The sequence below is a fragment of the Pantoea sp. CFCC18177 genome (assembly GCF_059412425.1).
The window spans coordinates 148,551-171,813 of the sequence record NZ_JBNBPL010000010.1 but is presented as its reverse complement, the minus strand read 5'-3'; the positions used below and the strand labels follow the sequence as shown (position 1 = coordinate 171,813).

The following is a 23,263-nucleotide window of genomic DNA, read 5'->3' as shown; positions in this document are numbered from 1 at the left end:
GCTGCGGATAACCCTGAGGGGGCAGCAGAGGCGTCAGAGCTTCAGGCAATGTGCCCTTTTTGACAACCCGCACTGAAGCTGATGAGCTGGCTGGGGTCGCATCGGGGCAGGCATTCCGCAGCGCTGAACGGCGTGAGTATGCCAGGAGAGCCCGCAGGACGCGGGCGAAAGGTGGCGCTGGAACATGGATGTTCCATCGGCACCGGTCCGTAAGGCAGACGAATGAAGTGGAGGTACCGCGTAGCGGCGTTAGGACCGCCTGCCCCGATGCGACCCCAGACGGCGTTATCGTCAGTCGCTTAACTGACGAGACTTACGCCATTTATGGCGACCTGTTTAATAACGGCGCCAAATTAAATCGGGCACTCACGCACAATCGGTTGCTCGGCAATCTCTTCCTGCAACACGTTCAACATGCTGTTGGCAATCTCACGTTCGCCCATCACCACGCGATTGGCTCCGCGTTCAATGATGTAATTCACTTCATCGTCATAATGCGCGCGCGCAATGATCTCGATATCCGGGCGTTTCTCGCGGGCGGCGGTAACGATCTCACCCGCTTCATAGCCATTCGGGATGGTCAGCAGCAGCCAGCGGGCGCAATCGAGTCGGGCTAATTCCATGGTATCAACACGTGCCGCATTGCCCAGCACCGCTTTGATACCTTGCTCGCGCAGCGCTTCGACGCGTGGCCGAGAGTTTTCCACCACCACTAACGGCACATCCGCTTCCAGTAATTTCTGCCCCAGCAAGCTTCCCACGCGTCCGTAACCGACGATCACCGCATGGTTGCAGATATCCACCGGAATCTGCTTCTCATCTTCAATGGCCTCTTCCAGCGTCTGCTCTTCGATGGTTTCAGTCTTCTCGAGATAACGTTCCAGCAGGGTGAACAGAATCGGGTTCAGCATAATGGAGAGAATCGCGGCAGCCAGTACCAGATTGCGGCCCTCATCACTCAGCATGCCGAGCGAAATCCCCAGACCTGCCAGGATAAAGGCGAACTCACCAATCTGCGCCAGGCTCACGGAAATGGTCATAGCAGTGCGGCGTGAGTGGCCGAGCAGGGTGACCAGCAGCCAGGCGGCGATGGATTTACCCAGCACGATGATTGCCAGCGCACCCAGCACGGCGAGTGGCTGTTCGATCAAAATCATCGGGTCAAACAGCATGCCGACGGAGACAAAGAACAGCACTGCGAACGCATCGCGCAACGGCAGTGTGTCGTGGGCGGCGCGATGGCTGAGTTCGGATTCATTCAGCACCATACCGGCAAAGAAGGCGCCGAGCGCAAAGGAGACATCGAAGAATTCCACTGCGCCAAAGGCGATGCCCAATGCCAGCGCCAGCACCGACAAGGTAAAGAGTTCACGCGAGCCGGTTGCGGCACTTTTGGCCAGAATCCACGGCACCACGCGGCGGCCAACTACCATCATCAGCACCATAAAGGCGACGACTTTGCCGATGGTCAGCATCAAATCCCACAGTAGCAGCGTCGGGCTGGCGTTCCCTTCCTCCAGCATGCCGGCAATCGCGGGCAGCAGCACCAGCGTCAGCACCATCACTAAATCTTCGACAATCAGCCAGCCGATGGCGATTTGTCCGCGCTGGCTGTCAATCAGTTGGCGCTCTTCCAACGCACGCAGTAACACCACGGTACTGGCGGTCGAGAGGCACAGACCAAATACTAAACCGGTCATCCACGACCAGCCCATGGCCCAGGAAAGCCCCATCCCCAGCAGCGTGGCGACCGCAATCTGCGCGACAGCACCGGGAATGGCGATCGACTTTACCGACATTAAATCTTTCAGGGAAAAGTGCAGACCAACGCCAAACATCAGCAGAATGACGCCCAATTCGGCTAATTCAGGGGCAAGATTGGTATCGGCGACAAAACCTGGCGTGAAAGGACCGGCGAGCACGCCAGCCAGTAAATAGCCCACCAGCGGAGAAATACGCAGACGATTCGCCAGCATACCAAGGAGAAAGGCGAGGACCAGGCCCCCGACAATGGTGGTGATCAACGGTGTGGTGTGATGCATGCCTGTCTCCTTGTATGCAAATGTATCCGCTTGTAACAACCTAGTGTAATGCACAATCCTCCACCGCGTTTAAACATTTGAGCGGTGAAAAGCGAAAAAATTGAAAAAATGAGAAGAAAACGCAGCTGAAGCAGCATTTTCCTCAGTTATCTCAAGCTATCGGCAGGATTTACGCAGAGTAGAGGGGGGCGATGGAAAAAAATTGCCCCCAAAAAGCGGTTCAGGCGTGGCGGTTATCAGGCAGGAAAGCGGTCAAAAGGCCAATCAAAGGCAGCCAGGCACAGATTTGATATACCCATTCGATGCTGGTGTGGTCAGCCACCACGCCAAGAACGGCGGCACCCAGGCCGCCCATTCCAAAGGCAAACCCAAAAAACAGCCCTGAAACCATGCCGATACGTCCTGGCATCAACTCTTGCGCGTAGACCAGGATGGCGGAAAACGCCGATGCCAGAATCAAGCCAATGATGACGCTTAATACGCTGGTCCACATCAAGTTGGCGTGCGGCAGCAGCAACGTAAAGGGCGCGACACCCAGAATCGAACACCAAATCACGTATTTACGCCCAATTTTATCGCCAATCGGCCCGCCAATAATGGTGCCGGCCGCCACTGCACCGAGAAAGGCAAACAGGTGGAATTGGGACGCTTGCACTGAAAGTCCAAATTTCTGCATTAAATAGAAGGTGTAATAGCTGCTCAGGCTGGTGAGATAGAAGTATTTGGAGAAAATCAGCAGCAGCAGGATGCTAATGGCAAAAGCGACTTTCTTACGCGGCAGTACATTGACCGGTGCAGCGGCGGGTTTCGCCTTGCTGGCACGATGCTGGTGGCTGTACCAGCGGCTCACCTGCAACAACACAATAATGCCGAGCAGTGCCACCAGCACAAACCAGCCCAGATGGCCTTTGCCGTAAGGCGCGACGATCATCGCCGCCAGCAGTGGCCCTAATGCGCTTCCAAAATTACCGCCCACCTGGAACAGCGACTGCGCCAGTCCGTGACGTCCACCAGAGGCCATACGCGCCACGCGAGAAGATTCCGGGTGAAATACGGAGGAACCGCTGCCCACCAGCGCGGCCGCCAGCAGCACCTGCGGATAAGTCGAGGAGAAGGTCAATAACACCAGTCCACACAGGGTAAAACCCATGCCGACTGGCAGCGACCAGGGCTTAGGATATTTATCCGTGTAGTAGCCAATTAGCGGTTGCAGTAATGACGCGGTGACCTGGAAAGTCAGCGTGATCAGACCAATCTGCACGAAGTTAAGGCTAAAATCCTTTTGCAGCATTGGGTAGATCGCCAGCAGCAGCGATTGCAGCATATCGTTAAGCAGATGCGCGAGGCTGATGGCACCTAAAATGCCAAAAGCAGTGCGTCCCGGCGCACGCGCTGGGGTTGCGATTTCACTTGCCATAAAAAATCCTGAGAGTGCGTTTATCGTTATCAGTTTGTTAATACCTGAGTGACTCTATAAGCCTTTGGTCTTGAGTTAAAGTGCCATCTGTGCGACACAGATGAGTGATAAAGCACATTAAGTCCACGGCTAAGTGGAAAAAACGCAGAATAAGGAGATCGGCTTTGTTGTCATTACCGCGGAAAGGGCGCTGGTTAGCGCTGATCGTGCTGTTACTGCCGATGCTGGCGCAGGCCTGGCAAACGGATCGGACTTATCGTTTTAGTATTCTGCACACCAACGATCATCATGGTCGCTACTGGCCGAATGCGCAGGGCGAATACGGTCTGGCCGCGCAGAAAACGCTGATGGATAAACAGCGTTATGATGTGCAGGCGCGGGGCGGCGGCGCATTGATCCTTTCTGCCGGGGATGTGAACACCGGAGTACCGGAGTCCGATTTATTGAACGCAGAACCCGATATCCGTGGCATGAACCTGATTGGTTACGATGCCATGGCGCTGGGTAATCATGAATTCGACAAGCCGCTCAGCGTGCTGCAAATGCAGCAGAAGTGGGCGAAATTCCCGTTTCTCTCCGCCAATATCTATCAAAAAGGCACCGATCAGCGCCTGTTTAAGCCGTGGGCGATCTTTAACCGCATGGGTTTGAAAATTGCGGTGATTGGCCTGACCACCACCGACACCCTAAAAATCTCCAACCCGGAAAATATTGCTGAGATCGATATTCGCGATCCGGTGAAAGAGACAGAAAAAGCGGTAGCGGAATTGCGCGCAAGCGAGAAACCCGATGTCATCGTGGCCTTAACCCACATGGGGCATTACGACGACGGCCAGCATGGTAGCAATGCGCCGGGCGATGTGGAGTTAGCGCGCAGCCTGCCGCCGGGCACCATCAATATGATCATTGGCGGTCACTCGCAAGATGCGGTATGCATGGAAAAAGAGAATGTCAGCGTCAAAGATTATCAGCCGGGCCAGCCCTGCCAGCCCGATCGGCAAAATGGCGTTTGGATCATGCAGGCGAAAGAGTGGGGCAAATATGTCGGACGTGGCGACTTCACTTTCCGTAACGGTGAGCTGACGCTGGACAGTTATCAGCTGATCCCGGTGAATCTTAAGCATGAGGTGAAAAACCTCGATGGCAGCGTTTCCTGGCTCACCTGGCAGGAAGAGATCCCGCCTAACAGCGCCATGATGAAACTGCTGACGCCGTATCAACTGCGTGCCGCGAAGAAACTGGATGTCAGCGTGGGCAGTAGCGATGGGGTATTTGTCGGTGAGCGCGATAAGGTACGCTTTGAACAAACCAATCTCGGTCAGCTGATTCTGCGTGCGCAGATGGCCGCGACCCAAGCGGATTTTGCGGTGATGAGCGGCGGCGGTATTCGCACCTCATTAGCGGAAGGCAAATTAAGCTGGCGCGATCTGTTACAGGTACAGCCGTTTGGGAATCAGGTGGTTTCTGTCACCTTAACCGGCAACGAGCTGCTGAGTTATCTCGCTACCGTGGCGAATATCAAACCCAACTCCGGCGGCTTTGCACAGTTCAGCAACATCAGTCTGGTGGCGGATGGGAAAGCGGTCAGCGATGTGAAGATCAATGGCGAACCGCTGCAAAAGGACAAAACCTATCGCATGGCCACCAACAGTTTTAACGCCAGCGGCGGCGATGGATATCCGCAGATTGATAGCCATGCTGGTTTTAACAATACCGGGCAGCGTGATGCGGACGTGCTGCGTGATTACGTCAGCCAGCACTCACCGCTTAAAGTGGCTGATTATGTACCCGCGGGGATCACGCATCTGACGGAAGCGCAGGTGCAAGAGCGAGATAAAGCGCAGGAGAAGCCGAGGAAGCGCAGTTATCCGCAGGCCATCCTGGCGTGGATCTGGCCGCGCATGGCGCATAATTAATTTAGGTTAGCGGCTGGGTCTGTAGCGGCGCAATTTTTGCGCGATAAATCGCGCCGCTACGATTATTGAACACTGATTTTTTATGCCTGGCAGGACTTTTGCCCAACCCAGCGCTGGCGCAGCTTATCCCACATCCAGTTATACGCCATGGTATAAGGCAGGAAGAACAGAAAGAACGCCACTTCCAGCACGAAGGCTTCCAGCAGCGTAATATTCAGCATCCAGGCCGCAATCGGCAGGCCAATCACGATGAAGCCCCCCTCGAAGCCCAGCGCGTGCAACGCACGCAGACCCAGACCGCGTTTGACGTGCGGCGGCCAGATGCGATCAAAACCGCTGTTATAGATCATGTTCCACAGCATAGCGACGGTCGATAACATAATCGCCAACGCGCCCATCTGAAACAGCGGTTTATCCATCACCCAGGCTGCCAGCGGTGCAACAGTTAAAATCGCCAGCACTTCAAATCCTGCGGCATGACAAAAACGTTCTTTCAGCGAACGGGTACGCATAAAAACCTCCTTTTTGGTTACGTCGCGCATTTTCTCACCCTGAAATGCTAAGATAAAATGATTACCTATCGATAAAAGCGATGGTTCACCATGAAATACTCCCCGGAATCCCTAGAGGCCTTTGTGCAGACGGTGGCCAGCGGATCCTTTTCGGCGGCGGCACGCGCACTGGCGAAAAGTCAGTCCACCATCAGCAGTGCGGTGGCGAATCTGGAAGATGACTTAGGTTTCACCCTGTTTGATCGCAGCGGGCGTCAGCCGGTGCTAACGGAACAGGGGCAACGTGCGCTGGCTCAGGTACAGCAGATTCTGGCGGCCAGCCAGCGGCTGGATGAACTGGCGGCGCGCCTGTCGCAAGGGGTGGAGCCGCGGCTGAGTCTGGCGATCTCAGATTTCTGGCAGGCGGATCATCATGAAAATCTGTTGAACCGTTTTGAATCACGTTATTCGGATATCGAATTTGAGTGCATGATCGCCGAGGATGCCGATGCGATCGACTTGTTGCAGGCGGGACGCGTTCATTTGGGCGTGGTGCGGGCGCAACCACAGCTCCCGCCGGATTTGGCGGTGGCACGTTTACAGGTTGGGGCGCAGATGGCGATCTATCTGCATCAGGGTCACGCACTGTCGCAGTTAAAGCAGGTCAGTGAAGCGCAACTGGGTGAGCTACGCCATCTGCGGCTGAATACCTGGGTGCAAAATCGTGAACCGCTGCCTGCCGGGCGCGTATGGTCAGCCCCCTCCTATTTACTGTTGCTGGAGATGGCAGAGCAGGGCTTCGGCTGGAGTGTTTTGCCGCGCTGGCTGGTGGAGCAGTTTGGTCATCAGGTATTGAAAGAGTTGCCGATACCTGGCTGGCCGCAGCGCATTGCGGTGGATGTCATCTGGTCGCGCCGCAATCCGCCCGGACCGGCCGGGCGATGGATGATCGATCAACTGTGCGCGCAGCAGCCCAGTTAGTCGCGACGTGCCACATCCGCTAGACTCGCATCCAGCAGCCGCGCCAGATCCTGTGCGGCCAGTTCAATATCCAGCCCGCGCTTGCCACCGGAGATAAAGATGGTGGCAAATTCGCTCGCCTGATGATCGATCACCGTCGGTAGACGTTTTTTCTGCCCTAAAGGACTGATGCCACCCACCAGATAACCGGTTACGCGCTGTGCCAGCTGTGGATCGGCCATATCGGCTTTTTTCGCTCCCAGCGCTTTCGCCACTTTTTTGAGATCGAGCTGGGAAGAAACCGGAGTCACGGCCACCGCCAGCGCTTTAGCATCACCGTTGAGCGCCACCAACAGGGTCTTAAACACCTGTCGCGCATCCAGATTGAGCTTGCGAACCGCTTCGTCGCCGAAGTTGGTTTCATGGCTGTCATGGTCGTAAGGATGCAGCGTAAATGCGACCTTTTGTTTTTCCAGCAGTTTTACAGCAGGTGTCATATTCGTTCCTTGCGACAAAAATTCTTAATTCAGATTGGACGAAAATTACTGGCGAAATTCTGAACTTTGCGCGAGAATTGGCCCGCGCCAGTAACCCTGGTGATAACCAAAATCATAAACAAATTCCTCTTTGACGGGCCAATAGCGATATTGGCCTTCTTTTTTTGTTGATGTATCACTCCAAACAATCCCATATCGCGCATTTGGCCGCGTGCCCATCCAAAGATTGCGCAATAAATTGCGCCGCTACGATTTCAATAGTCCCGCACATTCCTGGTAGGGGAGGCCTTCAGGCCGCCCATGGACTTGCCGCTACGATTTCAATAATCCCGGCAGATTATCCTCGCCATACAGATGCAGTGCTCCCACGGCCACCACATAACGGCCTTTTGGCAGCGCCAGCAGCAATTCACGCCAGTGCTGATTGCGATGACGCATCAGGGTGTCATTAAGGTCGCTGCTAAAAGTGGTCGGTAGCGCCACCGGTTGCTGACTGGGCGGAGCATCCAACCACCAACTGATCATGGTTTGCAGCAAGCGCGCATTGGTATGCCAGTGTTCCAGCGTATCCAGCAGCAGCGGCAAGCCATCCTGCGGCAACGATTTCAACAACGCGATCTGCGTTTCCGGGCCTTCCAGTTCGATAATGCGCTTATTGGCCGCTTTCGCCGCCATTAACAGCTGATAATCGATGCCATATTGTGGCCGCAATCCAAGGCGCTGCGCCTGCTGAGCTTGCAGCATCAAGGCGATTTGCCAAAAGGGTAGGGTGTCAAACATACCCATCGACAGCGAAAGCTCATCACACAGGGCATCCAGCCGTTGCAGGACGTCTGCATCAAGGCGCAGGGCCAGCGGGGGATGCATATCGTCATTGGTGAAGGGCGATGCCCCCTGGGTGATATCCGCTTCCACAATCAGCGCATCGGCTTTGTTAAGCTGCCGCAATAACCCCTCGGGCAGCGGCTGCATATCGCGCGTACCCATGTGAATGCTGCCAGCCAGATGCAGGCGGCGGTCACCTAATTGCATATCCATCGCCGGCCAGCTGTAACGCGCCGGGAAAAGGGTAGCGGCCAGTTGCTGAAGGCTTTGCCACAGACTGCGTCTCATGCCCTGTCCTTTTAGAGTCAAAAATCCATGCTAGCGATTTCACTCGCTGAAAAACAGGGCAGAGAGGGCGATTACCGTTGTGAAGGTTTAAACCGCAACAAACGGTTAGCGTTGCTTACCACCGTAATCGACGACAGCGCCATGGCCGCACCTGCAACAATCGGGCTGAGCAACATCCCGGTAAAGGGATACAGCACCCCAGCGGCAATCGGAATACCGAAACTGTTGTAAATAAACGCCCCCAGCAGATTCTGACGCATATTCCGCAGCGTGGCGCTCGATATCGCCAGCGCGTCGGCCACGCAGTGCAGATCATTGCGCATCAACGTCATAGCGGCGGTCTCAACGGCCACATCACTGCCGCCGCCCATGGCGATACCCACATCGGCTTGTGCCAAAGCGGGCGCATCATTGATGCCATCGCCAACCATCACCACTTTGCGCCCTTGCTGCTGCAGCTGGCTAATCGCCTGCGCTTTACCTTCGGGCAATACGCCGGCAATCACTTCATCAATTCCGGCTTCTGCGGCAATCGCCTGCGCAGTTTTCGGGTGATCGCCGGTCAGCATAATCAGCCGATACCCCAACTGATGCAGGCGCTGCAACGCGGCTTTGCTCTCTGGACGCAAACTGTCACGCAGGGCGATAAGACCCAGCAGTTGACGATTATCCGCCAGCAGCACCGGCGTGGCACCTTGCTGCGCGAAGCGTTCGATATCGGCTTGTGCGACCGAATAATCGATCTGCTGTTCGTCCAGCAGCGCCTGATTGCCGAGCCACAGTGTTCTGCCTGCGACTTTAGCGCTGATGCCTTTGCCGCGTATTGTACGAAATTGCTTTGAGGGCTCCGCGTTGATGTCTGGCGCTGCCGCCAGAATCGCTTTTGCCAGCGGGTGGCTTGACCCCTGCTCCAACTGCGCGGCGGCGCTTAGCAGTTGCTGACGATTCCAGTCGCCATACAACAGTACATCACTGACCTCTGGTGTGCCGCGCGTCAGAGTCCCGGTTTTATCAAACACGATGGTGTCGACTTCACTGGCACGCTGCAGCGCATCGGCGTCTCGCACCAACACGCCAAGTTCCGCAGCGCGACCGACGCCTGCAATCACCGACATCGGCGTGGCTAAGCCCAGGGCGCAGGGGCAGGCGATGATCAGCACCGTGGTGACGATCACCAGGGTGTAGGCGAGTTGTGGCTGCGGGCCGACCAGATACCACACCAGACCGCTCAACAGGGCGATGGCGACCACCACGGGCACAAACACCGCCGAAATGCGGTCCGCTAATCGGCCAATTTCCGGCTTGCTGCTTTGTGCCTGACGCACCAGATTTATGATGCGTGCAAGAGTGGTATGGCTGCCGGTGGCGCGCGCCACAAAGCGCAGCGTGCCATCTTGCACCAGCGTTCCAGCATAGACTTTATCACCCGGCTGTTTGGCTTGCGGCACGGCTTCACCCGTCAGCATCGCTTCATCAAACCAGGCTTCGCCGCTTTCGACTTCACCATCCACCGGCACGCGGTCGCCCGTTACCAGTTTCAACAGCATGCCGGGCTGGACTTCGCTTAACGGCAGTAAGGTTTCGCCCTGATCGCTAATGACGCGGGCTTGCGCGGGCGTCAGATCCAGCAGACGTTCCAAGGCTTTTGATGCCCGCTGGCGTGCGCGCTGCTCCAACGCATGTCCGAGGTTAATTAAACCAACAATCATTACGCTGGCTTCGAAATAGATATGTCGCGCCTGCATCGGGAAAAACTCGGGCCACAGCGCCACGCTCATGGAATAGAGCCAGGCCGCACCCGTGCCCAAGGCAACCAGAGTATCCATGGTCGCCGTGCCGTGACGCAAACTGCGCCAGGCGCTGCGATAAAAATGGCCACCGGCAATCACCATCACCAGCAGAGTGATGAGGCCGAGCGAGCGCCACAATGTTTGGTTGGCGTCGCTCAGCATCATGTTGTCGCCGAGCATGCCCCAGATCATCAGTGGCACACCAAACAGCAGTGCCAACGCGGCCTGCCAGCTAAAGCGGCGCATGGCTTGCTGCGCACTCACTTGCTGACGTTCACGCCGCGTTTGTTCATCATCGATCACTTCGGCAGAGTATCCCGCCGACATCACCGCGCTCATCAGCGCATCAGCGGGTGCCTCGCCCAGCACCAGCGCACTGCGCTCACCGAGGTTGACGCGAGCCTGACTGACACCGGGCACTTTTTGTAACGCCTGTTCCACCCGGCTGACGCAACTGGCACAGCTCATGCCGCCAATCAGCAGATGGTGGACAGGAAGGTTTTCAGCTGCCGGTTGGGTATGTGGCTCCGTTGCCAGTGCCTCCGGCGGCGGCGCTACGGCTGGCAACGGTTTAGGCTTTGGGCTGTCTACCGCTGTGGCGTGATAGCCAGCCTGTTCAACAGTTGCAATCAGATCGTCAGCGCTGGCCGCACCGATGACGCGCGCTTCCTGCTGGGTGACTTCGGCCTGTTCGACATCGTCGCGCTGTTCCAGCGCTTCTTTGACCCGTTTGACACAGTGGCCGCAAGACAAGCCGTCCAGTGCCAGTAATTGAGTATGTGACATAGGTAACCTCTTCATCTGTCAGTGATAAAATTACACCCTGCATATCTTCGGGTTGCAGGAAGGCAACAAGTGGATAAATCCTCAGGCGCTTACTTATGTAAGTGACTGAGATGCCGCCACGCGGCTAACGCACCTGTACCAAGAGTAGGCCCCATGAGGGGGCTTGAATTATGATGGAGATAAGCGTAAACCTTCCATTCAGGGGAAGGTCAAGAGGTGAAAAATGAACATCAGTGATGTAGCAAAAAAGACCGGGCTGAGCAGTAAAGCCATTCGATTTTATGAAGAGAAGGGCGTGGTGACGGCCCCGTTACGCAGTGACAACGGTTATCGCAGCTATGCGGCGCACCATATTGATGAACTCAATCTGCTACGCCAGGCGCGGCAGGTCGGGTTTACGCTGGAAGAGTGCCGCGAGCTGGTGACGCTGTTTAATAATCCTGCCCGCCACAGCGCGGATGTGAAAGCTCGCACCCTGAAGAAAGCCGAAGAAATCGCCGCGCACATCGAAGAACTGCACGCGATGCGCGCGCGGCTGCTGGAACTGGCGGAGGCGTGTCCCGGTGATGACAGTGCCGAGTGCCCGATTATCAATCATCTGGCAGGCTGCTGCCATCAGGCCGAGGGAAAACGTGGCTGAATCAGCAGCGTAATGCCCACCACACCGGTCACGATCACCGGCGTACCAGCGGGAAGATCTTCCTTGGCCTGCACGCGCCAGCTGCTGTCGCCAATGCGCACATGGCCTAAGCCATCTTTCAGGGCGTTATCCAGCGTCAACTGCATACCGATAAGTTGAGAACCGCGTTGATTAAGGGTATTCGGCTGTTGTGATACTTCCCGATAACGCATCCAGCGATACCAGAAAAACACGCACAGCAGCGTGAGGACGGCAAACAGCGCACCCTGGCTGGTCCACGAGAAGGGGTATAACCACTCGATCAGGCCGACCAACACCGCTGCCAGTCCGCTCCACAGCAGGTAACCGCTGGTGCCGAGCATCTCAGCCGCCAATAGCAGGCCGCCGAGGGTGAGCCAGAACCAGTGTGGATGGGCAATCAGTTCCATCAGGATCACGGTTTACGCTCCTGACGGCTCTCCTTCAGCAATTCACTAATACCACCAATCGAACCCAGCAGGCTGCTGGCATCCAGTGGCATCATCACCACTTTACTGTTGTGGGACTCGCCGATTTTTTGCAGGGCATCAGTATATTTTTGTGCCACAAAGTAGTTCACCGCCTGTATGTCTCCGGCGGCAATCGCTTCGGATACTACACGTGTGGCGTTGGCTTCCGCCTGCGCCTGACGTTCACGCGCTTCAGCCTGCAGGAAGGCTGAGGTTCGTTCACCTTCCGCTTTAAGAATTTGCGACTGCTTATCCCCTTCGGCACGCAGAATGGCCGCCTGACGCACGCCTTCTGCCGTCAGGATGTCAGCGCGTTTGGTACGTTCCGCCTTCATTTGCGCGTTCATCGCCGCAATCAACTCCTGCGGTGGTCGCACGTCGCGAATTTCGATACGGGTGATTTTGACGCCCCACGGGTTGGTGGCCTCATCCACAATATGCAGCAAGCGAGTATTAATGTTATCGCGCTGCGACAGCATCTCATCTAACTCCATACCACCCAGCACGGTACGGATGTTGGTCATGGTGAGATTGAGGATCGCCAGCTCAAGATTGCTGACTTCATAGGCGGCGCGCGCCGAGTCCACCACCTGAATAAAGCACACGGCATCAATGGTGACGTTGGCGTTGTCTTTAGAGATGATTTCTTGCGAAGGGATATCGAGGACTTGCTCCATCATGTTGATCTTACGACCAATGCGGTCCATGAAGGGCACCACTAAACTCAGACCGGGGGGAAGGGTTTTGGTGTAGCGACCAAAGCGCTCTACCGTCCACTGAAAACCTTGTGGCACAATTTTTACGCCTGCCCAGACTGTCACTAACGCGAGCACGATAATGACGGGAATCACAGTCAACATATAACCTCCTGGTTGTCAGATTTTCGGGCCGAGTCGCTTCGGCCCGTTTAACGCGCGGTACCGATCAGTACAGCAGCGAGTAAAGCTGGCGGCGGTAACGAGTCGCGAGGGCATCGCCAGTGCCGAGGGCTGCCAAAATCTCCTGGAACATCTTACGAACCTGACCTTCGCCCGCGCTGAGATCGCTTTTCAGGAAGCTGAACAGCAGATCCAACGCTTCTTCATTGCGGCCCACCTGGTGCAGCTGTAATGCAAGTTTAGCAGCCAACTCAGCATTCGCGGGCTCACTGGCCAGCTGTTCCTGCAGTTGTTGGATCTCCGGTGTATCAGCAGCTTGTTTCAGCAATTCAATTTGTGACACCAGGCTTTGATAGCGCGTGTCTTGATCCTGCAAAGGCACCACCGCCAGCACGGTTTCGGCCTCTTCACTGCGGTTGAGGGTGATAAGCACCTCTGCCAGCAGGAAACCGATTTCGCTGTTCTGGTTGCTAAGCTGCCAGGCATCTTTCAGCAGCGGCAGGGCATCTAAGGGTTTACCTTCGTCGAGCAGTTGCATCGCCTGCTGCGCTTTTAGCTCTTCCTCACGCGGCAGAACTTTCTGCAGCAGAGCGCGGATCGCCTCTTCCGGCTGCGGACCCTGGAAGCCATCAACCGGCTGGCCGTTCTGGAACAGGTACACGGTGGGAATGGAACGCAGACCAAACTGTGCTGCCACCCGCTGCTCTTTATCGCAATCCAGTGAGGCCAGAATGAACTGACCGGCATATTCCTGCGCCAGACGCTCCAGAACCGGCGTCAGTTCCTGGCAGTGTTGGCTGCGATCGGACCAGAAATAAAACAGCACCGGCAACTGCATGGATTGCTCCAGCGTCTGTTGCAGGTTGGATTCGTTGATGTCGATAATCAAAGCCTGTGACATGAATACGTCTCTTTGCAGAAAGTGTGTTGAGGATATGGGGGCAAGCAGCCCCGCTTCAAGTTTAAATCTGGCATGCCGCCTAGTTGCTGCGCAATATGCGATCCAACATCCAACCCGGCAGCAGGCGTTTCAGCACGCTCATCATCCACGCGACCAGGGTCACGGGATAGCGCAGGCGCGGATGGTTGCTCTCCAGTGCATGGCGCAGCTTCGGCAGAATGGCTTCCGGCGGCAGAGTAAAGCGCGCGGCAATGCCAGGGTTGCGTACCGGTTTATCCTGCTCGCCCTGATGCACATTGTCGGTGAAGCGCGTGGCAATCGGACCCGGTTCGATCAGGCTCACCCGCACGCCAGAATCGCGCACTTCCATACGCAGCGCATCGCTCCAGGCTTCCAAAGCCCATTTACTGGCGGCATAGGCACCACGCCCCGGCGTGGAAATCAGCCCCAGCACCGAACTGGTATTGATGATACGCCCATTTCCGCTGGCTTGCAGTGCGGGCAGCAGGCGCATCGTCAGTTGATGGGTGCCAAACAGATTGGTGGAGAACTGCTTCTCCAGCTGCGCGCGTGACACGCTGGTGAGCGGCCCGTACTGACCAAATCCGCCATTGTTAAACAGGCCGTACAGGCGGTGATCGCATAATGCCAGCACACGATCCGCCGCGGCATTCACGCTTTCCGCGTCATCAAGATCGAGCTGAATGCCAATAAAGCCCAGCGCTTCCATGTGTGCGACATCCTCAGGACGTCGGCAGGCGGCCATCACGCGATACCCGCGTGACAGCAGATCGTTCGCGGCCACTAAGCCAATGCCGCTGGAGCAGCCGGTGATAAGAATCGTTTTTTGCATTTCTTTACCTGTTATAAATCACACGCCTGCATTAATTCTGCTTTACTAGCGGAGCCAGTTCGTTCGCCATCAGATTGGCAATAAACGGCTGCGCATCCGGATTGGGGTGAATACCGTCCTGCTGCATCCACTCCGGCTTCAGATAGACCTGCTCCATAAAGAAGGGCACCAGAGGAATGTTGTACTGCTGTGCCAGGTGCGGATAGATCGCACTGAACGCCTCGGTATAGCGACGTCCATAATTAGCGGGTAGACGAATTTGCATCAGCAGCGGCTGTGCTTTGGCGGCTTTTACTTCGTCGATCACTTTGCTCAGATCCTGGGCGATGTTCTGGGGTGGGAAGCCGCGCAAACCGTCGTTACCGCCCAATTCGATTAACACCCAACGGGGTTGATGCTGTTTTAATAGGCCCGGCAAACGCGCCAGCCCTTGTCCGGCGGTATCTCCGCTGATGCTGGCGTTAATAATTCTGGGCTGCTGTTGCCAGGTTTTATCGAGCAGGCTGGGCCATGCTGCGGTAGCGGACATGCGATACCCGGCGCTCAGGCTGTCGCCCAGTACCAGCAAGGTATCGGCGGCGGCGATGCGAGACACCAGCAGAAGCAATAACAACAGGAAGGGATAATGCCAGCGGAAAACATTGTTGCAGTTCATCATCTTACTAAGTCCGTCGGTCAAGGAGAGCATCAGCTGACCATCCTTACCGGAGTTGAGCTGGTTGTCAAACCAGCCGAGACCATTGCGTTGATTGGTGAGTCGGGCTCGGGTAAGTCTACGCTGTTGGGCATTCTGGCGGGGCTGGATGATGGCAGCAGCGGCGAAGTGAACCTGCTGGGCCAGCCACTGCACAGCATGAATGAAGAGCAGCGTGCCGCGTTGCGTGCGCGTGAAGTGGGCTTTGTGTTTCAATCCTTTATGCTGGTGCCGACCCTCAATGCACTGGAAAACGTGCAGCTGCCCGCGCTGCTGCGTGGTGACAGCGACCGCGATAGCCGCAGCCAGGCGGTGGAACTGCTGACGCAGCTGGGGCTCAAGGATCGATTGCACCATCTGCCCGCGCAACTTTCGGGGGGCGAGCAGCAGCGTGTGGCGCTGGCTCGTGCCTTTAGCGGACGCCCCGGCCTGCTGTTTGCCGATGAACCCACCGGTAACCTCGATCGTAAAACCGGGGATCGCATTGCCGATCTCCTCTTCTCCCTCAACCGCGATTTCGCCACCACCTTGATTCTGGTGACGCACGATGAACAGCTGGCGGCGCGTTGCGATCGTCGGCTGCGATTGCGTGACGGCAAGCTGTGGGAGGAGTCATGATTTGGCGCTGGTTCTGGCGTGAATGGCGCTCACCATCATTACTGATTGTCTGGCTGGCGTTAACGCTGGCGGTGGCCTGTGTACTGGCGCTGGGTTCAATCAGCGATCGCATGGAGAAGGGACTTAGCCAGCAAAGCCGAGACTTTATGGCGGGAGACCGCACCTTACGCAGCAGTGCGCCCGCGCCAGAAGCCTGGCTAAATAAAGCGCGTGATGAGGGGCTCTCTGTGAGCCGCCAGCTCAGCTTTATGACCATGACCTTCGCCGAACAAACGCCGCAGCTGGCGGACATCAAAGCCGTTGATGACGCCTATCCGATGTTCGGCACCTTGCAGACCGATCCACCCGGCTTAAAACCTCAGGCGGGTACGGTATTAGTCGCGCCGCGTCTGCTGGCCTTACTCAATCTCAAAGTCGGTGACAACGTTGATGTCGGTGACACCACCTTGCGTATCGCCGGTGAGGTGATTCAGGAGCCAGATGGCGGCTTCAATCCCTTCCAGACCGCGCCGCGCCTGCTGATGAACCTGGCCGACGTGGAGAAAACCGGCGCGATCCAGCCCGGCAGCCGACTCAGCTGGCGCTACAAATTCTCGGGCGATCCGGCCCCGCTGGCGCGCTATGACAGCTGGATTCAGCCACAGTTAAAGGCCGGTGAACGCTGGATCAGCGTAGAAAACTCAGAGGATGCGCTCGGGCGTTCGATGCAGCGCGCACAGCAGTTCTTGCTGCTCTCGGCACTGCTGACCTTGATGCTGGCGATCGCTGCGGTGGCGGTGGCGATGAGCCACTACTGCCGAAGCCGTTACGATCTGGTGGCGGTGCTTAAAACCTTGGGTGCCACGCGACAGGCATTGCAGCGGCTGATCATCGGCCAGTGGCTGGCGGTGCTGTTACTGGCTGCTATAGCGGGCAGCGTGCTGGGGCAGGGGATTGAAATCATCCTGTTGGTGATGCTCAAACCGGTGCTGCCCGCTGCGCTGCCCGCCGCCAGCTTCTGGCCGTGGCTGTGGGCGATTGGCGCGATGTTTGTGATTTCGCTGCTGGTGGGATTGCGCCCTTATCGTTTGTTGATGGCAACGCAGCCATTGCGTGTGTTGCGTCGTGATGCGGTGGCAAACGTCTGGCCGCTGCGCATTTATCTGCCCGCCATGGCGCTGGTGGTGATTGCGCTGCTGGCGTTGCTGATGGGCGGCAGCAAAATGCTGTGGGCGCTGCTGGCCGGTGTGGTGATGCTGGCGCTGCTGCTGTCACTGCTCGGCTGGGGCACGCTGTTGCTGCTGCGTAAGCTGGTGGTGCGCAACCTCGCGATGCGGCTGGCCATCAACCGTCTGTTACGGCAACCCGTCATGACGCTAAGCCAGCTGTCGGCGTTTTCGCTGTCGTTTATGTTGCTGGCACTGCTGCTGGTGATGCGCGGCGACCTGCTGGATCGCTGGCAACAACAGTTGCCGCCCGATGCGCCAAACTACTTCCTGCTGAACATGACGCAGGAGCAGGTGCCACAGGTACGCGAATTCCTCGGCCAGCATCAGGTCAAAGCTGAAACCTTCTACCCGATTGTGCGGGCGCGTCTCACTGAGCTGAACGGCAAAGAAGCCGATCCGAAAATGGATAATGCCCTTAACCGTGAACTCAATCTGACGTGGCAGGTGGATCGCCCGGATCACAACCCGTTGCTTGCCGGTGCCTGGCCACCGAAAGCGGGGGAAGTGTCGATGGAGGGAGAGCTGGCGGATCGCCTGGGCCTGAAGCTGGGCGATACCCTGACCTTCAGTGGCGATACGCAGCAGTTCAGCGCCAAAATCACCAGCCTGCGTAAAGTCGACTGGGAAAGCCTGCGCCCGAATTTCTTCTTTATTTTCCCGCCAGGTGCGCTGGATCAACAGCCGCAAACCTGGCTCACCAGCTTCCGCATGGATAACAATCCGGTGTTACTGGCGCAGCTTAATCGCGCATTCCCAACGCTCAGTTTGTTGGATGTGGGTAGCATGCTGAAGCAGATCGGTCAGGTGCTGGCGCAGGTGAGCCAGGCGCTGGAGATCATGGTGGTGCTGGTCACCGCCTGTGGCGTGCTGCTGTTGCTGGCGCAGATTCAGGTCGGCATGCGCCAGCGCAGACAGGAGTTGGTGGTTTATCGCACGCTGGGCGCCAGCAAACGACTGCTGCGCGGCACGCTGTGGTGTGAGTTTGCCTTGCTCGGCGTGGTGTCGGGCGTGGCGGCGGCGTTGGGTGCCGAAGCGGCATTGTGGGGCTTGCAGCGCAAGATCTTTGATTTCCCTTGGGAGCCAGACTGGACGTTGTGGATCGCGTTGCCGATCTGCGGGGCGCTGCTGCTGTCAGTGTGCGGTGGCTGGTTGGGCGTGCGGCTGCTGAAGGGCAAGGCGCTGTTCAGAAGGTTTGAGGCGGCGTGATTGGTAGCTCGTCGCGTTTAATATCGAGCGTTCATGGCGGGCTAAGAATAGCTTCATGGTTCATAACGTAGCGGCGCAATTTATTGCGCATTTATCAGCGATAACGCCGCTTCAGGTTTGTGCGATAAATCGCACCGCTACAAAAAGTGCCTGCTGTTAGGGTGCTGCACAAAAACCAAAGGCCGCTTTCGCGGCCTTTTCACTTACAGCTTCTCAACCGCCCACGCAATCCCGCTGGCGTACTCTTCCGGCAGCAGCGGCACCAGCGCATTCAGCGCCGCCACAAGGCGCGGCTGATCGCTATCGGTCAGATTCAAGTGCCCAACCTTACGGCCCGGACGCACTTCTTTGTCGTACCAGTGCAGATGCACCAGCGGCTGTTGCAGCCAGGCGACATTCACATCGGTGCCAATCAGATTCACCATCACCGACGGCGCAAACACCACCGGTTTTGGCAGCGCTAAACCGAGCACCGCACGCAGATGCAGTTCAAACTGGCTGATAGACGCGCCGTTCTGCGTCCAGTGACCGCTGTTGTGCACGCGAGGTGCCAGTTCGTTGATTAGCAAACCTTCTGGCGTAACAAAACACTCCATCGCCATCACGCCGACGTAGTTCAGCTCATGCATGATCGCACCGAGCATCGCTTCAGCCTGCTGCTGCTGCGCCGCATCCGCCTGCGGGAAAGCTACGCTGGTGCGCAGAATGCCGTCCTGATGCAGGTTATGCGTCAGCGGATAGAACACCGTGGTGCCATCCTGACCACGCGCGCCAACCAGCGACACTTCACCGCTGAAGTTGATGCCCTGCTCAACGATGCATTCGCCATAGCACTCATCCGGCAGCGCGTCGGTTTCATTGGCGCGTAAACGCCACTGACCACGGCCGTCATAACCGCCGGTGCGACGTTTCACAATCGCCAGCTCACCCAGCGAGTTGAACACCTGCGGCCATTCGCTTTTATCAACCAGCAGCTGCCACGGCGCGGTTGCCAGGTTTAGCTGGTCGAGCAGCTGTTTTTGCGTCAGGCGATCGGCCAGACGCGGGAAAATATCGCGGTTCACAAAAGCAGGATGGCTCGCCAGTTCGCGCGTTAACGCGGTTTCCGGCCAGCGTTCGATCTCTGCGGTGATCACGCTTTGGGCGATAGGCAGCGCTGAAGGTTCAGCATCCAGACCCACCGGGTAGACAGCGATGCCCAGCGGTTCACCCGCCTGGCGCAACATACGGCCTAACTGACCGTTGCCGAGTACGCAAACCGGTTTCATGCATCCCCCCGCGGATCTGGGTTGTTCAGCACTTCATCGGTCTGTGTTTGACGCCAGGTCGCGAGACGCGCGGCCAGATCTTTGTCATGCACTGCCAGAATCTGTGCCGCCAGCAGGGCAGCGTTGGCGGCACCGGCTTTACCAATTGCCAGCGTACCCACAGGAATACCACGTGGCATCTGCACGATAGAGTAGAGGCTATCGACACCGCTCAGTGCGGCGCTCTGTACCGGCACGCCCAGCACCGGCACCAGGGTTTTGGCGGCGATCATGCCCGGCAAATGCGCTGCACCGCCCGCACCGGCGATGATCACATGGAAACCGTTATCTGCGGCAGTTTCGGCAAAGCTGAACAGCTTATCTGGCGTACGGTGAGCAGAGACCACTTCAACGTGGAACGGAACATCCAGGCTGTTAAGAATTTCCTCGGCGAACTGCATGGTCGCCCAGTCACTTTTGGAACCCATGACGATGGCGATACGAGCCGGGGTGGCGTTGGATGACATGTGGTCAACTCCTGTGAATAGTCGAACGAACCTGGCCGGGCGGGCAGGTAAAGAAGGGCACAGAGAATAGCATGAGATGGCAGCAAGGAAAACGGTTGCGTAGGGCGAAAACGGGCAATGATGCCCGAAATTAGAAGGGGAATTCGATCAGCTGCACGCCATCGGCATCGACCTGAATCATCGAACCGTTTTCATGCCAGGCACCGAGCACCACGCGCTGCGCGCTTTCACCTTGCACGGATAGCTGATGCACAGCCGGACGATGGGTATGCCCGTGAATCAAAATCCGCACCTGCTGACGCGTCATCGCGGCTTCCACGGCCTGCGGATTAACATCCATGATGCTTAACGACTTATGCTGATTCGCGTTTTTGCTGTCCGCGCGCATACGTGCGGCGATGCGCATACGGATGCGTAGCGGCAGGGCAAGGAACAGGCGTTGCAGCCAGCGCTGATGCACCTTCGCGCGGAAGCGTTGATAGCCCTCATCATCGGTACACAAGGTATCGCCGTGCATAATCAGCACGCGTTGGCCGTAAAGCGTCAGCACCTGTTCTTCCGGCAGCAGCGTCATGCCGCTTGCGCGGGCAAAACGTTTACCGAGCAGGAAATCACGATTGCCATGGATGAAGAATTTCGGCACCGGCAGCGCTTTTAACGCGGCGGCAATTTGCTGATGCAGCGGATTGGGATCGTCATCGCCAATCCAGGCCTCGAACAGGTCGCCGAGGATGTAAAGCGCATCACACTGCTGCGCTTCACCCTGCAAAAAATGCAGAAAACCGGCAGTAATTGCCGGTTCTTCTGTGCACAGATGCAAATCTGCGATAAACAGCGTGCGCGACATTACTCGCTAACAGTCACTTTCTGGATGACAACGTCGTCAACCGGAACGTCCTGGTGCATGCCGCTGCGGCCAGTTTTCACCGCTTTGATTTTTTCTACCACGTCCATACCTTCAACCACTTCAGCGAACACGCAGTAACCCCAGCCCTGCAGGCTTTCGTCACGGAAGTTCAGGAAGTCGTTGTCTGCTACGTTGATGAAGAACTGGGCAGTCGCGGAGTGTGGCGCCTGAGTACGGGCCATCGCCAGCGTACCTTTGGTGTTCTTCAGGCCGTTGTTGGCTTCGTTACGAATATCTTCTTTGGTGTCTTTCTGCTTCATGCCAGGCTCAAAACCGCCGCCCTGGATCATGAAACCGTTGATAACACGGTGGAAAATGGTGTTGTCGTAGAAACCTTCACGGCAGTAGTCCAGGAAGTTTTTCACGGTAGCCGGCGCTTTGTCATCGAAGGTTTTGATTACGATGTCGCCATGGTTCGTCTGGAAAGTGACCATTATATTCGTCCTGTTACGGGTGTCGTCAGTATCAACTGCCACGCCTGCATAGCGGCGGGGCATTTTTGTAGACGCCTCTTATATCACAATTTCCGATGGCTCGTCAGTAAGGCAGCCACAGAAGCTAAGCGAGCGATGCACAACTGAGAAAAATACGGCACAATGTCGAGCTACGCTGGAAAGGCGTATCCCGCAAACGTAAATAACGGAATCGTTCAATGCTGAAGATCTATAACACCCTGAGCCGTCAGAAAGAGGAATTTAAACCGATCCACGCTGGTCAGATCGGCATGTATGTCTGTGGAATTACGGTTTACGACCTCTGTCATATCGGTCATGGGCGTACCTTCGTGGCATTTGATGTGGTGTCGCGTTATCTGCGCTATGTGGGCTATCAGCTCAAGTATGTGCGTAACATCACCGATATTGATGACAAGATCATCAAACGTGCAAACGAGAACGGCGAAAGCATCGAAACGCTGACCAACCGTATGATCGGCGAAATGCACAAAGATTTTGACGCGCTGGGCATTCTGCCGCCGGACCTGGAGCCACGCGCGACACGCCATATCCCAGAAATTATCGAAATGGTTGAGCGTTTGATCGAACGTAAGCACGCTTACGTGGCGGCGAACGGCGACGTGATGTTCGATGTGTTGAGTGATAAAGGTTATGGCGTGCTGTCACGTCAGGATCTGGATCAGCTGCAGGCGGGCGCGCGCGTCGAAATCACTGAAATCAAACGCAACCCGATGGATTTCGTGCTGTGGAAAATGTCCAAGCCGGATGAGCCGGCCTGGAATTCACCGTGGGGCAACGGTCGTCCGGGCTGGCACATCGAATGTTCAGCGATGAACTGCAAACAGCTGGGCTCGCATTTCGATATCCACGGCGGCGGATCGGATCTGATGTTCCCGCACCATGAAAATGAAGTGGCGCAGTCGACCTGTGCGCACGACGGCGATTACGTCAACTACTGGATGCACTCCGGCATGGTGATGATCGATCGCGAGAAGATGTCGAAATCACTTGGCAACTTCTTCACCGTGCGTGACGTCCTCAAGCATTACGATGCTGAAACCGTGCGCTACTTCCTGATGTCCGGGCACTATCGCAGCCAGCTTAACTACGGCGAAGACAACCTGAACCAGGCGCGTGCGGCGCTGGAGCGTCTCTACACCGCGCTGCGTCACACCGATGCCAACGCGACCGCAGCGGGCGGCGAAGAGTTTGAAGCCCGCTTTCGTACGGCGATGGATGACGACTTCAACACGCCAGAAGCTTACTCGGTGTTCTTCGATATGGCGCGTGAAGTCAATCGCCTGAAAACCGAAGACAGCGCGGCAGCCGATGCGCTGGCAGCAAAACTGCGTCAGTTAGCCAACGTGCTGGGAATCCTGCAGCAAGATCCAGAGCAGTTCCTGCAGAGTGGTGCGCAGGTGGATGATGAAGAAGTCGCGGAAATCGAGCATTGGGTGAAAACCCGTGCTGATGCGCGTGCAGCCAAAGACTGGGCGCAGGCGGATGTCGCGCGTGACAAACTGAATGAGCTGGGCGTGATTGTCGAAGATGGCCCGCAGGGTTCGAGCTGGCGTCGTAAATAAATCATCTGGTGCGCTGGCGGCAGATCGTAGGGGGCGCATTGATGCG

At 56.7% G+C, this 23,263-nt stretch carries 21 protein-coding genes; 6 read left to right on the top strand and 15 right to left on the bottom strand.

The window, feature by feature from the left end; translation table 11 throughout:
• Nucleotides 1-353: 353 nt before the first annotated feature.
• The gene (ybaL, locus tag ACPUC8_RS13095) at nucleotides 354-2,042 is read right to left on the bottom strand and encodes a YbaL family putative K(+) efflux transporter (RefSeq protein ID WP_039330586.1); all 1,689 of its coding nucleotides are present in this window, start codon (nucleotides 2,040-2,042) and stop codon (nucleotides 354-356) included.
• 220 nt (nucleotides 2,043-2,262) lie between these two features.
• Nucleotides 2,263-3,459: an MFS transporter gene (locus tag ACPUC8_RS13090; protein WP_058971704.1), complete on the bottom strand. Its 1,197-nt coding sequence runs from the start codon at nucleotides 3,457-3,459 to the stop codon at nucleotides 2,263-2,265.
• Nucleotides 3,460-3,680: 221 nt separating this feature from the next.
• Between ACPUC8_RS13090 and ushA the strand changes: the two genes are divergently transcribed.
• Nucleotides 3,681-5,375, top strand: coding sequence for a bifunctional UDP-sugar hydrolase/5'-nucleotidase UshA (gene ushA / locus ACPUC8_RS13085; protein ID WP_494926459.1), 1,695 nt, complete (start codon nucleotides 3,681-3,683; stop codon nucleotides 5,373-5,375).
• A gap of 80 nt (nucleotides 5,376-5,455) precedes the next feature.
• Here the strand turns inward: ushA and ACPUC8_RS13080 are convergent, their stop codons facing one another.
• Nucleotides 5,456-5,887, bottom strand: a complete 432-nt coding sequence (locus ACPUC8_RS13080; protein ID WP_494926455.1) for a multidrug/biocide efflux PACE transporter — start codon at nucleotides 5,885-5,887, stop codon at nucleotides 5,456-5,458.
• Between the two features lie 90 nt (nucleotides 5,888-5,977).
• Between ACPUC8_RS13080 and ACPUC8_RS13075 the strand changes: the two genes are divergently transcribed.
• A complete protein-coding gene (locus ACPUC8_RS13075) occupies nucleotides 5,978-6,847 on the top strand; it encodes a LysR family transcriptional regulator (protein WP_494926454.1) in 870 nt (289 codons plus the stop codon).
• Here the strand turns inward: ACPUC8_RS13075 and ybaK are convergent.
• The 3 genes from ybaK to copA form a co-directional block, all read right to left on the bottom strand.
• The gene (ybaK, locus tag ACPUC8_RS13070) at nucleotides 6,844-7,323 is read right to left on the bottom strand and encodes a Cys-tRNA(Pro)/Cys-tRNA(Cys) deacylase YbaK (protein ID WP_039330581.1); all 480 of its coding nucleotides are present in this window, start codon (nucleotides 7,321-7,323) and stop codon (nucleotides 6,844-6,846) included. The two genes, ACPUC8_RS13075 and ybaK, sit on opposite strands and share 4 nt — an antisense overlap.
• Before the next feature lie 312 nt (nucleotides 7,324-7,635).
• Nucleotides 7,636-8,436, bottom strand: a complete 801-nt coding sequence (locus ACPUC8_RS13065; RefSeq protein WP_494926453.1) for a TraB/GumN family protein — start codon at nucleotides 8,434-8,436, stop codon at nucleotides 7,636-7,638.
• 71 nt (nucleotides 8,437-8,507) lie between these two features.
• Nucleotides 8,508-11,012, bottom strand: a complete 2,505-nt coding sequence (gene copA, locus ACPUC8_RS13060) for a copper-exporting P-type ATPase CopA (RefSeq protein WP_494926452.1) — start codon at nucleotides 11,010-11,012, stop codon at nucleotides 8,508-8,510.
• Nucleotides 11,013-11,235: 223 nt separating this feature from the next.
• On the opposite strand from copA, the gene cueR reads away from it, so the two are divergent.
• Nucleotides 11,236-11,652, top strand: a complete 417-nt coding sequence (cueR, locus tag ACPUC8_RS13055) for a Cu(I)-responsive transcriptional regulator (protein ID WP_494926451.1) — start codon at nucleotides 11,236-11,238, stop codon at nucleotides 11,650-11,652.
• Here the strand turns inward: cueR and ACPUC8_RS13050 are convergent.
• From ACPUC8_RS13050 to tesA, 5 genes are all read right to left on the bottom strand, one after another.
• A complete protein-coding gene (locus ACPUC8_RS13050; protein WP_039330598.1) occupies nucleotides 11,628-12,086 on the bottom strand; it encodes an NfeD family protein in 459 nt (152 codons plus the stop codon). The genes cueR and ACPUC8_RS13050 overlap by 25 nt on opposite strands.
• Complete coding sequence (locus ACPUC8_RS13045) at nucleotides 12,086-13,000, bottom strand: SPFH domain-containing protein (protein WP_039330577.1); 915 nt, start codon at nucleotides 12,998-13,000, stop codon at nucleotides 12,086-12,088. The genes ACPUC8_RS13050 and ACPUC8_RS13045 overlap by 1 nt, the downstream gene beginning before the upstream one ends.
• Before the next feature lie 64 nt (nucleotides 13,001-13,064).
• Nucleotides 13,065-13,919 carry a thioredoxin family protein gene (locus tag ACPUC8_RS13040; protein ID WP_039330576.1) on the bottom strand — a complete coding sequence of 285 codons (855 nt, stop codon included), beginning with the start codon at nucleotides 13,917-13,919 and terminating at the stop codon, nucleotides 13,065-13,067.
• Between the two features lie 79 nt (nucleotides 13,920-13,998).
• Nucleotides 13,999-14,772, bottom strand: coding sequence for an SDR family oxidoreductase (locus ACPUC8_RS13035; RefSeq protein WP_039330575.1), 774 nt, complete (start codon nucleotides 14,770-14,772; stop codon nucleotides 13,999-14,001).
• Between the two features lie 31 nt (nucleotides 14,773-14,803).
• A complete protein-coding gene (gene tesA / locus ACPUC8_RS13030; RefSeq protein WP_197063317.1) occupies nucleotides 14,804-15,430 on the bottom strand; it encodes a multifunctional acyl-CoA thioesterase I/protease I/lysophospholipase L1 in 627 nt (208 codons plus the stop codon).
• On the opposite strand from tesA, the gene ybbA reads away from it, so the two are divergent.
• Together ybbA and ybbP are read left to right on the top strand one after the other, a co-directional pair.
• Nucleotides 15,398-16,084: a putative ABC transporter ATP-binding protein YbbA gene (gene ybbA / locus ACPUC8_RS13025; RefSeq protein WP_058973086.1), complete on the top strand. Its 687-nt coding sequence runs from the start codon at nucleotides 15,398-15,400 to the stop codon at nucleotides 16,082-16,084. The two genes, tesA and ybbA, sit on opposite strands and share 33 nt — an antisense overlap.
• Entirely contained in the window at nucleotides 16,081-18,498 is a 2,418-nt protein-coding gene (gene ybbP, locus ACPUC8_RS13020) for a putative ABC transporter permease subunit YbbP (RefSeq protein WP_494926450.1), read from the top strand. Before ybbA ends, ybbP begins: the two co-directional genes overlap by 4 nt.
• 203 nt (nucleotides 18,499-18,701) lie before the next feature.
• Here ybbP and purK read toward each other — a convergent pair whose 3' ends face one another.
• The 4 genes from purK to ppiB form a co-directional block, all read right to left on the bottom strand.
• Nucleotides 18,702-19,766 (bottom strand): 5-(carboxyamino)imidazole ribonucleotide synthase, encoded by a 1,065-nt coding sequence (gene purK / locus ACPUC8_RS13015; RefSeq protein WP_039330571.1) that lies wholly within the window; start codon nucleotides 19,764-19,766, stop codon nucleotides 18,702-18,704.
• On the bottom strand, nucleotides 19,763-20,272 hold the full coding sequence (purE, locus tag ACPUC8_RS13010; RefSeq protein WP_039330570.1) for a 5-(carboxyamino)imidazole ribonucleotide mutase: 510 nt from the start codon (nucleotides 20,270-20,272) through the stop codon (nucleotides 19,763-19,765). Before purE ends, purK begins: the two co-directional genes overlap by 4 nt.
• Before the next feature lie 130 nt (nucleotides 20,273-20,402).
• On the bottom strand, nucleotides 20,403-21,119 hold the full coding sequence (lpxH, locus tag ACPUC8_RS13005; protein ID WP_039330569.1) for a UDP-2,3-diacylglucosamine diphosphatase: 717 nt from the start codon (nucleotides 21,117-21,119) through the stop codon (nucleotides 20,403-20,405).
• Nucleotides 21,119-21,613, bottom strand: coding sequence for a peptidylprolyl isomerase B (gene ppiB, locus ACPUC8_RS13000; protein ID WP_034828227.1), 495 nt, complete (start codon nucleotides 21,611-21,613; stop codon nucleotides 21,119-21,121). Before ppiB ends, lpxH begins: the two co-directional genes overlap by 1 nt.
• A 218-nt stretch (nucleotides 21,614-21,831) precedes the next feature.
• Here ppiB and cysS point away from each other — a divergent pair, with 218 nt between their 5' ends.
• Complete coding sequence (cysS, locus tag ACPUC8_RS12995) at nucleotides 21,832-23,217, top strand: cysteine--tRNA ligase (protein ID WP_039330568.1); 1,386 nt, start codon at nucleotides 21,832-21,834, stop codon at nucleotides 23,215-23,217.
• Nucleotides 23,218-23,263: the final 46 nt, after the last annotated feature.

Coding starts and splice junctions, on each gene's coding strand:
- ybaL (WP_039330586.1), bottom strand. CDS start 2,042: ATGCATCACACCACACCGTTGATCACCACCATTGTCGGGGGCCTGGTC.
- ACPUC8_RS13090 (WP_058971704.1), bottom strand. CDS start 3,459: ATGGCAAGTGAAATCGCAACCCCAGCGCGTGCGCCGGGACGCACTGCT.
- ushA (WP_494926459.1), top strand. CDS start 3,681: ATGCTGGCGCAGGCCTGGCAAACGGATCGGACTTATCGTTTTAGTATT.
- ACPUC8_RS13080 (WP_494926455.1), bottom strand. CDS start 5,887: ATGCGTACCCGTTCGCTGAAAGAACGTTTTTGTCATGCCGCAGGATTT.
- ACPUC8_RS13075 (WP_494926454.1), top strand. CDS start 5,978: ATGAAATACTCCCCGGAATCCCTAGAGGCCTTTGTGCAGACGGTGGCC.
- ybaK (WP_039330581.1), bottom strand. CDS start 7,323: ATGACACCTGCTGTAAAACTGCTGGAAAAACAAAAGGTCGCATTTACG.
- ACPUC8_RS13065 (WP_494926453.1), bottom strand. CDS start 8,436: ATGAGACGCAGTCTGTGGCAAAGCCTTCAGCAACTGGCCGCTACCCTT.
- copA (WP_494926452.1), bottom strand. CDS start 11,012: ATGTCACATACTCAATTACTGGCACTGGACGGCTTGTCTTGCGGCCAC.
- cueR (WP_494926451.1), top strand. CDS start 11,236: ATGAACATCAGTGATGTAGCAAAAAAGACCGGGCTGAGCAGTAAAGCC.
- ACPUC8_RS13045 (WP_039330577.1), bottom strand. CDS start 13,000: ATGTTGACTGTGATTCCCGTCATTATCGTGCTCGCGTTAGTGACAGTC.
- ACPUC8_RS13040 (WP_039330576.1), bottom strand. CDS start 13,919: ATGTCACAGGCTTTGATTATCGACATCAACGAATCCAACCTGCAACAG.
- ACPUC8_RS13035 (WP_039330575.1), bottom strand. CDS start 14,772: ATGCAAAAAACGATTCTTATCACCGGCTGCTCCAGCGGCATTGGCTTA.
- ybbA (WP_058973086.1), top strand. CDS start 15,398: ATGCCAGCGGAAAACATTGTTGCAGTTCATCATCTTACTAAGTCCGTC.
- tesA (WP_197063317.1), bottom strand. CDS start 15,430: ATGATGAACTGCAACAATGTTTTCCGCTGGCATTATCCCTTCCTGTTG.
- ybbP (WP_494926450.1), top strand. CDS start 16,081: ATGATTTGGCGCTGGTTCTGGCGTGAATGGCGCTCACCATCATTACTG.
- purK (WP_039330571.1), bottom strand. CDS start 19,766: ATGAAACCGGTTTGCGTACTCGGCAACGGTCAGTTAGGCCGTATGTTG.
- purE (WP_039330570.1), bottom strand. CDS start 20,272: ATGTCATCCAACGCCACCCCGGCTCGTATCGCCATCGTCATGGGTTCC.
- lpxH (WP_039330569.1), bottom strand. CDS start 21,119: ATGTCGCGCACGCTGTTTATCGCAGATTTGCATCTGTGCACAGAAGAA.
- ppiB (WP_034828227.1), bottom strand. CDS start 21,613: ATGGTCACTTTCCAGACGAACCATGGCGACATCGTAATCAAAACCTTC.
- cysS (WP_039330568.1), top strand. CDS start 21,832: ATGCTGAAGATCTATAACACCCTGAGCCGTCAGAAAGAGGAATTTAAA.